The organism is Streptomyces sp. NPDC054783 (assembly GCF_053611725.1).
On record NZ_JBSHAY010000052.1, the window covers coordinates 15844 to 29365 of the forward strand.

At 70.8% G+C, this 13522-nt stretch carries 13 protein-coding genes; 10 read left to right on the top strand and 3 right to left on the bottom strand.

Going from position 1 to position 13522, the window contains the following annotated elements:
* Positions 1–256 precede the first annotated feature (256 nt).
* From ACWGJ5_RS43315 to ACWGJ5_RS43330, 4 genes are all read left to right on the top strand, one after another.
* Positions 257–1858, top strand: a complete 1602-nt coding sequence (locus ACWGJ5_RS43315; RefSeq protein WP_453315109.1) for an acyl-CoA carboxylase subunit beta — start codon at positions 257–259, stop codon at positions 1856–1858.
* 74 nt (positions 1859–1932) lie between these two features.
* Positions 1933–2919: an agmatinase gene (gene speB / locus ACWGJ5_RS43320; protein ID WP_453315110.1), complete on the top strand. Its 987-nt coding sequence runs from the start codon at positions 1933–1935 to the stop codon at positions 2917–2919.
* A gap of 95 nt (positions 2920–3014) precedes the next feature.
* On the top strand, positions 3015–3929 hold the full coding sequence (locus tag ACWGJ5_RS43325; RefSeq protein WP_453315131.1) for a HipA family kinase: 915 nt from the start codon (positions 3015–3017) through the stop codon (positions 3927–3929).
* Between the two features lie 10 nt (positions 3930–3939).
* A complete protein-coding gene (locus ACWGJ5_RS43330) occupies positions 3940–4215 on the top strand; it encodes a SelT/SelW/SelH family protein (protein WP_453315111.1) in 276 nt (91 codons plus the stop codon).
* Between the two features lie 3 nt (positions 4216–4218).
* Here ACWGJ5_RS43330 and aceB read toward each other — a convergent pair whose 3' ends face one another.
* Positions 4219–5844, bottom strand: coding sequence for a malate synthase A (gene aceB / locus ACWGJ5_RS43335; protein ID WP_453315112.1), 1626 nt, complete (start codon positions 5842–5844; stop codon positions 4219–4221).
* A gap of 184 nt (positions 5845–6028) precedes the next feature.
* Positions 6029–6631 (bottom strand): nucleotidyltransferase family protein, encoded by a 603-nt coding sequence (locus ACWGJ5_RS43340; protein ID WP_453315113.1) that lies wholly within the window; start codon positions 6629–6631, stop codon positions 6029–6031.
* 129 nt (positions 6632–6760) lie between these two features.
* Between ACWGJ5_RS43340 and ACWGJ5_RS43345 the strand changes: the two genes are divergently transcribed.
* The gene (locus tag ACWGJ5_RS43345; RefSeq protein ID WP_453315114.1) at positions 6761–7078 is read left to right on the top strand and encodes a DUF5955 family protein; all 318 of its coding nucleotides are present in this window, start codon (positions 6761–6763) and stop codon (positions 7076–7078) included.
* 107 nt (positions 7079–7185) lie between these two features.
* On the opposite strand, the gene ACWGJ5_RS43350 is transcribed toward ACWGJ5_RS43345, so the two are convergent.
* Positions 7186–7980: an IclR family transcriptional regulator gene (locus tag ACWGJ5_RS43350; RefSeq protein WP_453315115.1), complete on the bottom strand. Its 795-nt coding sequence runs from the start codon at positions 7978–7980 to the stop codon at positions 7186–7188.
* 274 nt (positions 7981–8254) lie between these two features.
* Here ACWGJ5_RS43350 and allB point away from each other — a divergent pair, with 274 nt between their 5' ends.
* From allB to ACWGJ5_RS43375, 5 genes are all read left to right on the top strand, one after another.
* Positions 8255–9595 (top strand): allantoinase AllB, encoded by a 1341-nt coding sequence (allB, locus tag ACWGJ5_RS43355; protein ID WP_453315116.1) that lies wholly within the window; start codon positions 8255–8257, stop codon positions 9593–9595.
* 52 nt (positions 9596–9647) lie between these two features.
* Entirely contained in the window at positions 9648–10763 is a 1116-nt protein-coding gene (gene alc, locus ACWGJ5_RS43360; protein ID WP_453315117.1) for an allantoicase, read from the top strand.
* A gap of 123 nt (positions 10764–10886) precedes the next feature.
* On the top strand, positions 10887–11705 hold the full coding sequence (locus tag ACWGJ5_RS43365) for an AIM24 family protein (protein WP_385318921.1): 819 nt from the start codon (positions 10887–10889) through the stop codon (positions 11703–11705).
* 96 nt (positions 11706–11801) lie between these two features.
* Complete coding sequence (locus ACWGJ5_RS43370; RefSeq protein ID WP_453315118.1) at positions 11802–12428, top strand: dihydrofolate reductase family protein; 627 nt, start codon at positions 11802–11804, stop codon at positions 12426–12428.
* A gap of 158 nt (positions 12429–12586) precedes the next feature.
* Complete coding sequence (locus ACWGJ5_RS43375; RefSeq protein WP_453315119.1) at positions 12587–13498, top strand: DMT family transporter; 912 nt, start codon at positions 12587–12589, stop codon at positions 13496–13498.
* Positions 13499–13522 lie beyond the last annotated feature (24 nt).

Consider the following 13522-nt stretch of genomic DNA (forward strand, 5'->3'; position numbering starts at 1 on the left):
CTGCCTGGCGCTGACGGCGTGTTATGTAAGAGGATATTCACAAATTGTGACGTCCTGTGTTCCGCGGCGGTCCGGGCGCCGGACGCCGCTCCTCCGGTCGGCGCGGCGACGATTAGGGGTTGCCGGCGAAGGTTAGGGGGAGTTGCAGGTGGAACCGTCGGCGGGTACGGGATTCAATCATCGAGCGCGAGCCCGCCGGGGTCGCGGACCATGATGTCGCCCGGACTGCTGCCGGGCCCGGGGTGGAGCTGGTCCAATGACGACGACAGAGGCGACGCAGCTGACGGCGGCCCCGACGACCGCCGCCGGCGATGCCCGCGGACGGGTCGCCGAGTTGCACGCGATTCGTGCCCGGGCCGTGGCGGGCCCCAGCGAGAAGGCGACCGAGGCGCAGCACGCCAAGGGCAAGCTGACGGCGCGGGAGCGGATCGAGCTGCTCCTGGACCCGGGGTCCTTCCAGGAGGTCGAGCAGCTGCGCCGGCACCGCGCGCAGGGCTTCGGCCTGGAGGCGAAGAAGCCGTACACGGACGGTGTCATCACCGGCTGGGGCACGGTGGAGGGCCGTACGGTCTTCGTCTACGCCCACGACTTCCGGATCTTCGGCGGCGCGCTGGGCGAGGCCCACGCCACCAAGATCCACAAGATCATGGACATGGCCATCGCGGCCGGTGCCCCGCTGGTCTCGCTGAACGACGGCGCGGGCGCCCGTATCCAGGAGGGCGTCAGTGCCCTGGCCGGGTACGGCGGCATCTTCCAGCGCAACACCAAGGCGTCCGGCGTCATCCCGCAGATCTCGGTGATGCTGGGCCCGTGCGCGGGCGGCGCGGCGTACAGCCCCGCCCTGACGGACTTCGTGTTCATGGTCCGTGAGACCTCGCAGATGTTCATCACGGGCCCGGACGTGGTCAAGGCGGTCACGGGCGAGGAGATCACCCAGAACGGGCTCGGCGGCGCCGACGTCCACGCCGAGACCTCCGGTGTCTGCCACTTCGCGTACGACGACGAGGAGACCTGCATCGCCGAGGTGCGGTACCTGCTGTCGCTCCTGCCGCAGAACAACCGCGAGATGCCGCCGGACGTAGTCGGCGACGACCCCGCCGACCGCCGCTCCGACGTCCTGCTGAAGCTCGTGCCGGTGGACGGCAGCCGGCCGTACGACATGCGTGAGGTCATCCAGGAGATCGTCGACGACGGCGAGTTCATGGAGGTCCACGAGCGCTGGGCGGCCAACGTCATCGTCGCCCTGGCCCGCCTCGACGGCCAGGTCGTCGGTGTCGTCGCCAACCAGCCCCGGGTGCTGGCGGGCGTCCTGGACATCGAGGCGTCCGAGAAGGCGGCCCGCTTCGTCCAGATGTGCGACGCCTTCAACATCCCGCTGATCACGCTGCTGGACGTACCGGGGTTCCTCCCGGGTGTCGATCAGGAGCACAACGGCATCATCCGGCACGGTGCCAAGCTGCTGTACGCGTACTGCAACGCGACGGTGCCGAGGATCTCGCTGATCCTGCGGAAGGCGTACGGAGGTGCCTACATCGTCATGGACTCCCAGTCCATCGGCGCGGACCTGACCTACGCCTGGCCGACCAACGAGATCGCGGTGATGGGCGCGGAAGGCGCGGCGAACGTCGTCTTCCGCCGCCAGATCGCCGAGGCCGACGACCCCGAGGCCATGCGTGAGCGCATGGTCAAGGAGTACAAGTCCGAGCTGATGCACCCCTATTACGCGGCGGAACGCGGCCTGGTCGACGACGTCATCGACCCCGCCGACACCCGCGAGGTGCTGATCCGTGCCCTTGCCGTGCTGCGCACGAAGCACGCCGACCTGCCGGCCCGCAAGCACGGCAACCCCCCGATCTGACGGCGCACTTCGAAGCCGGCCCCGCCCGGGCCCGCCACCGCGCCGACCGCCCCGAGAAAGGCCCTGGACCCACCATGAACGCCCACCCCAACGGCATCGTCCCGCCGCGCGGTCCGGAGGAGTCCGACCGGACCCTCCACTACGCCGGTCCGGCGACCTTCGGCCGGGTGCCCCGGCTGGACGAGGTCGACAACACCGACATCGCCGTGGTCGGCGTGCCGTACGACTCGGGCGTCTCCTACCGGCCCGGGGCCCGCTTCGGCGGCAACGCCATCCGCGAGGCGTCACGCCAGCTGCGCCCCTACAACCCCGCCCAGCAGGTCTACCCGTTCCACTTCGCCCAGGTGGCGGACGCCGGTGACATCACCGCCAACCCGTACAACGTCGAGGAGGCGGTGGAGACCATCGAGGCCGCCGCGGACGAGCTGCTCGGCACCGGCGCGCGGTTGATGACGCTGGGCGGCGACCACACCATCGCCCTGCCCCTGCTGCGGGCCGTGGCGCGCCGGCACGGTCCCGTGGCTCTGCTGCACTTCGACGCCCACCTGGACACCTGGGACTCCATCTTCGGTGTGCAGTACGCCCACGGCACACCGTTCCGCCGCGCGGTCGAAGAGGGCATCCTCGACACCTCGGCCCTGTCCCACGTGGGCATCCGAGGCCCGATCTACCACCAGGACGACCTGGCCGAGGACGCCAAGCTGGGCTTCGGCATCGTGAGCTCCGCGGACGTGATGCGACGCGGCGTCGACGAGGTGGTCCAGCAGCTGCGCGAGCGCGTCGGCGAACGTCCGCTCTACATCTCCGTCGACATCGACGTCCTCGATCCCTCGCACGCCCCGGGAACCGGCACGCCGGAGGCCGGCGGTCTCACCTCACGCGAACTGCTCGAGATCATCCGCGGGCTGTCCGACTGCCGCCTGGTCTCCGCCGACCTCGTCGAGGTTGCCCCCGCCTACGACCATGCCGAGATCACCTCCGTCGCCGCCTCCCATATCGCCTACGAACTCGTCACGATCATGTCCCGCCAGATGGGTCCGGCCCGCTGGGGGGCCAAGTAACACCCGCCGAGGACGGCTCCGGCACTCCTCCCGGCTGTCACGCTTGGTTACCATGCTCATGAATGTAGGACAGATGGGCGAGGGGACCTTCGATGATGTTGAGAGAGGTCGCTGCAACCCGCTACGTCGCGCCCCTCCACTCCGGTGGCTCCGTCCCCGGCGTCGTCGAGGCCGACGACCTCGGCACGTACGTCGTCAAGTTCACCGCTTCGGCACAGGGGCACAAGGCGCTGGTCGCCGAGGTGATCGTCGGCGAGCTCGCCCGCGCGCTCGGCCTGCGCTTCCCCGAGCTGGTCCTCGTCCACTTCGACCCCGCGATCGCCGCCGAGGAGCCGCACCAGGAGGTGCGGGAGCTGCACGGCGCGAGCGCGGGCGTGAACCTCGGCATGGACTACCTGCCGGGCGCCTGTGACTTCACCCCGGAGATCGCGAGGAGCTTCCCCGTGGATCCGCTGGAGGCGGGCCGGATCGTCTGGCTGGACGCGCTGGCCGTCAACGTCGACCGCACGGTCCACAGCTCCAACCTCATGGTCTGGCCGACGCTCGGCACCGTACCGCCCCGCCTGTGGCTCATCGACCACGGCGCCGCCCTGGTCTTCCACCACCGCTGGGACACCACGACACCCGGCAAGAAGTACGACTTCCGCCATCACGCGCTCGGTCACTACGGCCCCGACGTCCGCGCCGCCGACGCGGAACTGGCTCCCCGGGTGACCGAGGAGCTGCTGCGCGGGATCGTCGCGGAGGTGCCGGACGCCTGGCTCGCCGAGGATGCAGGGTTCGCGACACCGGACGATGTCCGGGACGCCTACGTCGACTACCTCCTCGCGCGCGTACGGCTCTCGCCCGAGTGGCTGCCCGGCGACTTCCCGAGTCGCGAGGAACTCGCGGCCGAGGAGGCCGCCCGCGCGGAGAAGACCCAGGCGGGCCGCCCGGACTGGCTCAAGCGCGTCCCCGACCTGCACGGCAAGCCGGCGGCGGAACAGGACTGGTCGGTGCACCTGGGATGAGGCACATCGGATGAGTTGTCGCGTTCAGATCGAGTACTGCACACAGTGCCGCTGGCTGCCCCGTGCCGCCTGGCTGGCGCAGGAACTGCTCACCACCTTCGAGGCCGAGCTGACCGAGCTGTCGCTCAAGCCCGGCACCGGGGGCGTCTTCGTCGTCAGGGTGAACGACGAGGTCGTCTGGGACCGGCGCGAGCAGGGCTTCCCGGAGCCCACGGCGGTCAAGCGCCTCGTACGCGACCGAGTGGCCCCGGGAAAGCCCCTGGGCCACTCGGACAGCACCGCGTAGGCGTCAGCCCTTGAGCTGCTCGTACGCCGGCAGGGTGAGGAAGTCGGCGTAGTTCTCGTCCAGGGAGACCTTCAGCAGCAGGTCGTGGGCCTCCTGCCAGTGGCCGGCGGCGAAGGCCTGCTCGCCGATCTCCTTGCGGATGTCGGACAGTTCCTCGGCGGCGACCTTGCGGGCCAGCTCGGGCGTGGCCTTGTCGCCGTTCTCGAACTCGACGCCCGCGTTGATCCACTGCCAGATCTGGGAGCGGGAGATCTCCGCGGTGGCCGCGTCCTCCATCAGGTTGAAGATGGCGACCGCGCCGAGCCCGCGCAGCCAGGCCTCGATGTACCGGATGCCGACCTGGACGGCGTTGACGAGGCCGTTGTACGTCGGCCTCGCGGCCAGCGAGTCGATCGCGATCAGGTCGGCGGCCTCGACGTGGACGTCCTCGCGCAGCCGGTCCTTCTGGTTCGGCTTGTCGCCGAGGACCCGGTCGAAGGACTCCATGGCGATCGGGACGAGGTCGGGGTGGGCGACCCAGGAGCCGTCGAAACCGTCGTTCGCCTCACGGTCCTTGTCGGCGCGGACCTTCTCGAAGGCGACCTTGTTGACCTCGGCGTCGCGACGGGACGGGATGAACGCCGCCATGCCGCCGATCGCGTGCGCGCCGCGCTTGTGGCAGGTGCGGACGAGGAGTTCGGTGTACGCCCGCATGAACGGGGCCGTCATCGTGACCGCGTTGCGGTCCGGCAGGACGAACCTGGCGCCACCGTCACGGAAGTTCTTCACGATGGAGAACAGGTAGTCCCAGCGGCCCGCGTTCAGCCCGGAGGCGTGGTCGCGGAGTTCGTAGAGGATCTCCTCCATCTCGTACGCCGCCGTGATCGTCTCGATCAGGACGGTGGCGCGGATGGTGCCCTGCGGGATGCCGACGTAGTCCTGGGCGAAGACGAACACGTCGTTCCAGAGGCGGGCCTCCAGATGCGACTCCGTCTTCGGCAGGTAGAAGTACGGGCCCTTGCCGAGCTCCAGCAGCCGCTGGGCGTTGTGGAAGAAGTACAGGCCGAAGTCGACGAAGGCACCCGGGACGGCGTGGCCGTCGGCGTCGAGCAGGTGACGCTCGTTCAGGTGCCAGCCGCGCGGGCGCATGACGACCGTCGCCAGCTCCTCGTTCGGGCGCAGGGCGTAGGACTTGCCCGACTTCGGGTCGGTGAAGTCGATGCTGCGGGTGTAGGCGTCGATCAGGTTGACCTGGCCGAGGACCACGTTCTCCCAGGTGGGCGCTGAGGCATCCTCGAAGTCGGCGAGCCAGACCCTCGCGCCCGAATTGAGCGCGTTGATGGTCATCTTGCGGTCGGTGGGGCCGGTGATCTCGACGCGCCGGTCGTTCAGCGCGGCCGGGGCCGGGGCGACCTTCCAGGAGTCGTCCGCGCGGATCGCGGCCGTCTCGGGGCGGAAGTCGAGCGTGGAGGTGCGGGCGATCTCGGCGCGGCGCTCGGCCCGGCGGGCGAGGAGTTCGTCACGGCGTGGGGTGAACCGCCGGTGCAGCTCCGCCACGAAGGCGAGCGCCGCGTCCGTGAGGACCTCTTCCTGCCGGGGCAGGGGCTCGGCGTCGACGATGGCCAGCGGGGACGGCGCTGGTGCGGACATGAGCTGTCACTTCCTTCAGCGGTGGCACCGGGTGCCTAGTGGCACGAATAGGGCAATCAGCGCCGACTGTGCGGGCAGGCGCTTCTGATCAGTGGATAGTAGTTTCCTCATTGTGGAACTTCAATGGTTTGTTGATGTCGAGATTCTCTGAGTCGAGGCAAGGTGGCGCCCAGTGCCACCTCCTTCACTCAAGGTGGCGTAGGTCGGCCTCGGTGTCGATGTCGTACGGCTCGGCCACGTCCGCGCACTCCACGAGCCGGATCTGAGCCGCGTGGTCCTTCAGATAGGCGCGAGCGCCACGATCCCCGGTGGCGGCCGCCGTGATGTCCGCCCAGTGGGCCGCGCCGAAGAGCACCGGATGCCCCCGGGTGCCGTCGTAGGCGGCCGAGACCAGCGATTTCTCGTCCTCATAGGCGCCGAGCACCCGCGTCACGGCCGCCGGCCCGATGCCCGGCTGGTCGACGAGACTCACCAGGGCCGCGCGCACCCCCGTACCGGCCAGGGAGGCCAGTCCTGCGCGCAGCGAGGAGCCCATGCCCTCGGTCCAGTCGGGGTTGTCCACGAGCACGCAGCCGCGCAGATCGGCCCGCGCCCGCACGTCCTCGGCGCGCGCGCCCAGTACGACGTGCACCCGCGCACATCCGGCCGCGCGCAGCACCCCGACCGCGTGCTCGACCAGGGGGCGCCCCCGGTGCTCCAGCAGCGCCTTGGGCCGCCCGCCGAGCCGTCTGCCCCCGCCGGCGGCGAGCAGCAGCCCGGCGACCTCCTCGTGATGGTTGTCCGTCATGCGTCCTGCATACCTGACGGGCGATGCGGCGGCCGCTTTCCTTGGGCTGAATTTCGGTCCGCCCTGTGGCGCTCCCGGACGCGGTGGCGTTTACTGGCCCGCGCACGACGGAGTGTGAGGGGGAGGGCTGTGTTGCGGAGCTTGGGGCAGAGGCCAGTGACCGGCAGCGACGAGGATCCGAGAGTGTCGGAACTGCGGACCGCGGTGTCCCGGCTGCGCCGCGAACTCGCCGCGCTCCCGTCCGACTTCCCCGACCGGGGCATAGCCGAGGACGAACTGGCGACGCTGGCGGCGATGGCCGTGGGCGGCGCACCGGAAATCCCGCGCCTGCGCAGCTCCCTGTTACTGATCGCTGGGGCGATCGGCTCGGTGAGCGCGCTGGCGAGCGGCCTGAGGGAGGTCCGGGAGGCGGTGGATCTTTTCGGGGAACCAATGCAGAGGGGCTGACTGCAACCCCCTGGGGGCGCGGGCCTGTATCAATATGCGGCTCCGCCGCGTGGGCGCGAACGACCACGAAGCACCCGCACCCGCCGACGGACGATCCCCCCGGGCTCTCAGGCGCCCGAACTCGCCAAAGCCTGAGACAACTCAAGGGCGATCTGCTGCAACACAGGCACGATCTTCTCCGTGGCCTCTTCGGTGACCCGCCCGGCCGGCCCCGAGATGGAGATCGCCGCGGCCGTCGGAGACTCCGGCACGGACACCGCGAGGCACCGAACCCCTATCTCCTGCTCGTTGTCGTCCACGGCGTACCCGAGCCGCCGTACGTCCTCCAGCGCGGCCAGGAAGCCATCGGGCGTCGTGATCGTCTTCTCCGTCGCGGCCGGCATCCCCGTACGGGACAGCAGGGCGCGCACCTCGCCGTCCGGCACGCCGGCCAGCAGCGCCTTGCCCACGCCGGTGGAGTGCGGGAGCACCCGTCGGCCCACTTCGGTGAACATCCGCATCGAGTGCTTCGACGGCACCTGGGCCACGTACACGATCTCGTCGCCGTCCAGCAGCGCCATGTTCGCGGTCTCGCCGGTCTCCTCGACCAGCCGCGCGAGATACGGCCGCGCCCACGTGCCGAGCAGGCGGGACGCGGACTCGCCGAGCCGGATCAGCCGGGGGCCGAGCGCGTAGCGCCGGTTCGGCTGCTGGCGGACGTACCCGCACGCGACGAGCGTGCGCATCAGCCGGTGGATGGTCGGCAGCGGCAGCCCGCTGGTCGCGGACAGCTCGCTCAGGCCGACCTCGCCGCCCGCGTCCGCCATCCGCTCGAGCAGGTCGAAGGCGCGCTCCAGGGACTGGACCCCGCCCGCGGCGGAGGGTTTGGCGGAGTCGTTGGTGCTGGCCCTGGACGTCGGCACGGCGCGTTCCTTTCGGGACTGGCAAGAGGTGAGAAGCCTACCCGGCAGCCGGTTGACTCCCTGCTTGTACGTAGCTACGTTCTGCTTGCCGGAATTCTAATTCCGCTTTGTGGAAACGTCCAGAGTGGGTGCCGGTCGGGCGCTGCCCAGAAGTGTGCCCCTTGACGGCGGGGGAGTGGGAGTGAAGACTCCTTCAACAGAACGTTGAATTCCGTTACGTGGGTGTAAATCCCCTTTTCCGGGGCGTAAAACGGCGGTACAGAGAGGGGTTCGGGTGTCCGACGCTGAACTGGTCCTGCGCTCGACGCGCGTCATCACTCCGGAGGGGACACGGGCCGCCACGGTCACCGTGTCCGCCGGGAGGATCACGGCCGTCCTGCCGTACGACGCCCAGGTCCCGGCCGGCGTGCGGCTGGAGGACTTCGGCGACCACGTCCTGCTGCCCGGCCTGGTCGACACCCACGTGCACGTCAACGACCCGGGCCGCACCGAGTGGGAGGGCTTCTGGACCGCCACCCGCGCGGCGGCGGCCGGCGGCATCACCACGCTGGTCGACATGCCGCTCAACTCCCTCCCGCCGACCACCACCGTCGAGAACCTGCGCGTGAAGCGGGAGGTGGCCGCCGACAAGGCGCACATCGACGTCGGCTTCTGGGGCGGCGCCCTGCCCGACAACGTCAAGGACCTGCGCCCGCTGCACGACGCCGGTGTCTTCGGCTTCAAGGCGTTCCTGTCCCCGTCCGGCGTCGACGAGTTCCCGCACCTCGACCAGGACCAGCTCGACCGGTCCCTGGCGGAGATCGCCGGCTTCGACGGCCTGCTGATCGTGCACGCCGAGGACCCGCACCACCTCGCCGCCGCCCCGCAGCACGGCGGCCCCAGGTACGCCGACTTCCTCGCCTCCCGCCCGCGCGACGCCGAGGACACGGCCATCGCCAACCTCGTCGCGCAGGCCCGCCGCCTCCACGCGCGCGTGCACGTGCTGCACCTGTCCTCCAGCGACGCGCTGCCGCTGATCCGCGCCGCCCGCGCCGAGGGCGTCCGGATCACCGTGGAGACCTGCCCGCACTACCTCACCCTGACCGCCGAGGAAGTCCCGGACGGCGCCAGCGAGTTCAAGTGCTGCCCGCCCATCCGCGAGGCCGCCAACCAGGACCTGCTGTGGGAGGCGCTGGCCGACGGCACCATCGACTGCGTCGTCACCGACCACTCGCCCTCCACCGCCGACCTGAAGACCGACGACTTCGCCACCGCCTGGGGCGGTATCTCCGGCCTCCAGCTCAGCCTCTCCGCCGTATGGACCGAGGCACGCGCGCGTGGTCACGGCCTGGAGGACGTCGTGCGCTGGATGTCCACGAAGACCGCCGCCCTGGTCGGCCTCGACGCGTGCAAGGGCGCCATCGCCCCCGGCCGCGACGCCGACTTCGCGGTCCTCGCCCCCGACGAGACCTTCACCGTCGACCCGGCCGGCCTCCAGCACCGCAACCGGGTCACCGCGTACGCCGGCAAGACCCTGTACGGCGTCGTGAAGTCCACCTGGCTGCGCGGCGAACGCATCGTCGCAGACGGCGAGTTCACCGACCCGAAGGGCACGCTGCTCACCCGCCCCCAGTAAGCCACCCCCGCACCCGCAACCGGCCGACTCCAGAAAGGACCCCCTGATCCCCGTGACGGCGACACAGAGCTTCACCGGCGACGCGAACCCCTACGGAGGCGGCGACCCGTACGCGGACTACCGCACCGCCGACTTCCCCTTCACCCAGTACGCCAACCTCGCCGACCGGCAGCTCGGCGCCGGTGTCATCGCCGCCAACGACGAGTTCTTCGCCCAGCGGGAGAACCTGCTGGTGCCCGAGCCGGCCGAGTTCGACCCCGAGCACTTCGGGCACAAGGGCAAGGTCATGGACGGCTGGGAGACCCGCCGCCGGCGCGGCGCCTCCGCCGAACACCCCTGGCCGACCGCCGAGGACCACGACTGGGCGCTGGTCCGCCTCGGCGCGCCCGGGGTGATCCGCGGGATCGTCGTCGACACCGCCCACTTCCGCGGCAACTACCCGCAGGCGGTCTCCGTCGAGGGCACGTCCGTACCGGGCTCGCCGTCCCCCGAGGAACTGCTGGGCGAGGACGTGAAGTGGACGACGATCGTCCCGCGCACCGCCGTCGGCGGCCACGCGGCGAACGGTTTCGCCGTCGCCGTCGAGCAGCGCTTCACCCACCTGCGCGTCAACCAGCACCCCGACGGCGGCATCGCGCGCCTGCGCGTGTACGGCGAAGTCGTCCCGGACCCCGAGTGGCTGGCCGTCCTCGGCACCTTCGACGTGGTCGCCCTGGAGAACGGCGGCCGGGTCGAGGACGCCTCCAACCTCTTCTACTCCCCGGCCACCAACACCATCCAGCCGGGCCGCTCCCGCAAGATGGACGACGGCTGGGAGACCCGCCGCCGGCGCGACCAGGGCAACGACTGGATCCGCTACCAGCTGGCCGCCCAGTCGCAGATCCGCGCGATCGAGATCGACACCGCCTGTCTGAAGGGCAACAGCGCCGGCTGGGCCTCGGTGTCCGTGAAGGACGGCGAGAACGGTGACTGGACGCAGATCGTGCCGCGCACCCGCCTCCAGCCCGACACCAACCACCGATTCGTCCTCCCGGAGCCCGCGGTCGGCACGCACGCGCGGATCGACATATTCCCCGACGGCGGCATCTCCCGCCTGCGCCTGTACGGCTCCCTGACCGAGCGGGGCGCGGCCGGCCTCGCCGCCCGGCACCAGGAACTGGGCGGCTGACCCACCCCGTACCCGCGTGGGGCGCCCCGGTCCGGACAGCACCGGGGCGCCCCACGCGTCACCCACAAGGATCCGTTTCCGGTCCGGTGGAACTTACGGGTGCGTCTCCCGCGTTCTTTCCGCGTGACCCTTCAGCAAGAGATCGTCGGCAACGCCATGCAGATGGCGGTCGTCAACCTGCAGCCCGGCCAGACCGTGTACTGCGAGGCCGGAAAGTTCCTGTTCAAGACGACGAACGTGACCATGGAGACGCGGCTGTCCACCCCGTCCGGAAACGGCGGGCAGCAGGCACAGGGCGGCGGGAGCGGCGGTATGGGCGGCCTGCTCCGCCAGGCCATGGGCACCGCCATGCAGGTCGGCCAGCGCATGCTCGCGGGCGAGTCGCTGGCGTTCCAGTACTTCACCTCCCAGGGCGGCGAGGGCACGGTCGGGTTCGCCGGCGTGCTCCCGGGCGAGATGCGCGCGCTGGAACTCGACGGCACGCGCGCGTGGTTCGCCGAGAAGGACGCCTTCGTGGCCGCCGAGTCCACCGTCGACTTCGGCATCGCCTTCGCCGGCGCCCGCACCGGCATGAGCGGCGGCGAGGGCTTCATCCTGGAGAAGTTCACCGGCTACGGCACGGTGATCATCGCCGGTGCGGGCAACTTCATCGACCTCAACCCGGCGGACTTCGGCGGCCGCATCGAGGTGGACACCGGCTGCGTGGTCGCCTTCGAGGAGGGCATCCAGTACGGCGTCCAGCGCGTCGGCGGCCTCAACCGCCAGGGGATCATGAACGCAGTGTTCGGCGGCGAGGGCCTGTCCCTGGCCACCCTGGAGGGCAACGGCCGGGTGATCCTGCAGTCCCTCACCATCGAGAGCCTCGCCAACGCCCTGAAGAAGGCCCAGGGCGGCGACAAGCAGGGCCCGACCGGCGGCCTGTTCTCCACCCACGCCGGCTGAGCCCGGTCCTCTCCACGGCCGGACCGATGAGTTCCGGGTGCCCGCGGGGTCTGAGCTGATGACCGACAGACCCCGCACCCGGAAGAAGGCACCGCCATGGGCAAGCTCGTCTCCACCATCTTCGTCACCCTCGACGGCGTGTACCAGGCGCCCGGCGGCCCCCAGGAGGACACCAGCGGCGGCTTCACGCACGGCGGCTGGAGCTTTTGGTACGGCGACGACGACTTCGGCCGCTTCGTCACCGAGGTCTTCGACCGGTCCGGCGCCTTCCTGCTCGGCCGCCGTACCTACGACATCTTCGCCTCCTACTGGCCGAAGGTGACCGACCCCGCCAACCCGATCGCGTCCCGCCTCAACACACTCCCGAAGTACGTCGTCTCCTCCACCCTCCAGGCTCCCGAGTGGTCCGGCACCACCGTGCTCGGCGGCGACGTCGCCAAGGAGGTGCAGGCCATGAAGGAGCGCACGGACGGCGAACTGCAGATCCACGGCAGCGGCGCCCTGGTCCGCTCCCTGATCGACCTCCGGCTCCTCGACACCCTCCACCTGCTGACCTTCCCGGTCGTCCTCGGCGCCGGCCGCCGCCTGTTCACCGAGGGCGCGGTCCCCACCAGCTTCCGGCACACCGGCGGCCGCGTCACGGGCGCGGGCGTCTCCATCCAGTCGTACGACCTCGCCGGGAGCCCCGAGTACGGGTCGTACGAACTCCCGGAAGACGCCTGAGGCCGCTCCCCGAAGACACGCCCGAGGCACTCCCGACGGCGTCTGAGACGCCCGCGGAAAACCCTGGCCGAAGATCGTCCCCGCCGGTACGGTGATCGCGCCCCGTGCGAGCCACCGATGTCTCCGCACCCCTTTTCGGAGACCGGGAGAGCCGCCCCATGTCGTCGATCGCCGTACCGGGTGCCGCCGTCGCGCCCCGCCGCGCCTGGCACACCGACCTGCCTGTCCTGCTTGTCGCCGTCTGCTGGGGCGCCAGCTATCTCGCGGCCAAGGACATCACCACCGCGCGTACGGTCCTCGCGGTGCTCGTGCTGCGGTTCGCGCTCGCCGTACCGGTGCTGGCCGTCGCCGGCCGCCGGACCCTGCGGGCGCTCAGCGGCGCCCAGTGGCGCGGCGCGGCCCTGCTCGGCCTGATCCTCAGCGGGATCTTCCTGCTGGAGACCTACGGCGTGGTGCACACCTCGGCGACCAACGCCGGTCTGATCATCAGCCTCACCATGGTCTTCACCCCGCTCGCCGAGGCCGCCGTCACCCGCACCCGGCCCACCCCGGCCTTCCTCGGCGCGGCGCTGCTGTCGGTGCTCGGCGTCGTCCTGCTCACCCAGGGCGGCGGCTTCACCCGGCCGAGCACCGGCGACCTGCTGATGCTGCTGGCCGCGCTCGCCCGCACGCTGCACGTCCTCGCCATGTCCCGGCTCAGGGCCGTCCAGGGCGCCGGTGCGCTGCCGCTGACCACGGTCCAACTCGGCGCGTCCGTCGCCGTCTTCGCCCTGCTGTCGGCCGTCTCGGGTGGTCCGGCGCCCTGGTCGGTCGCGGCCGGGTTCGGCGCCCGGGACTGCGCGGGGCTGCTGTTCCTGTCCGCGCTGTGCACGGTGTTCGCCTTCTTCGTGCAGATGTGGGCGGTCCGCCGTACCTCCCCGTCCCGGGTCGGGCTGCTGCTCGGCACCGAGCCGCTGTGGGCCGCCGCGGCGGGTATCGCCCTCGGTGGGGAGCGGCTCGGCGCATTCGCTCTCGCGGGTGGTGCGCTGGTGCTCGTGGGGACCGCGTGGGGGCGCAGGGCGGCAGGTTAACTTCCCGAAAACTCATGGGACTTG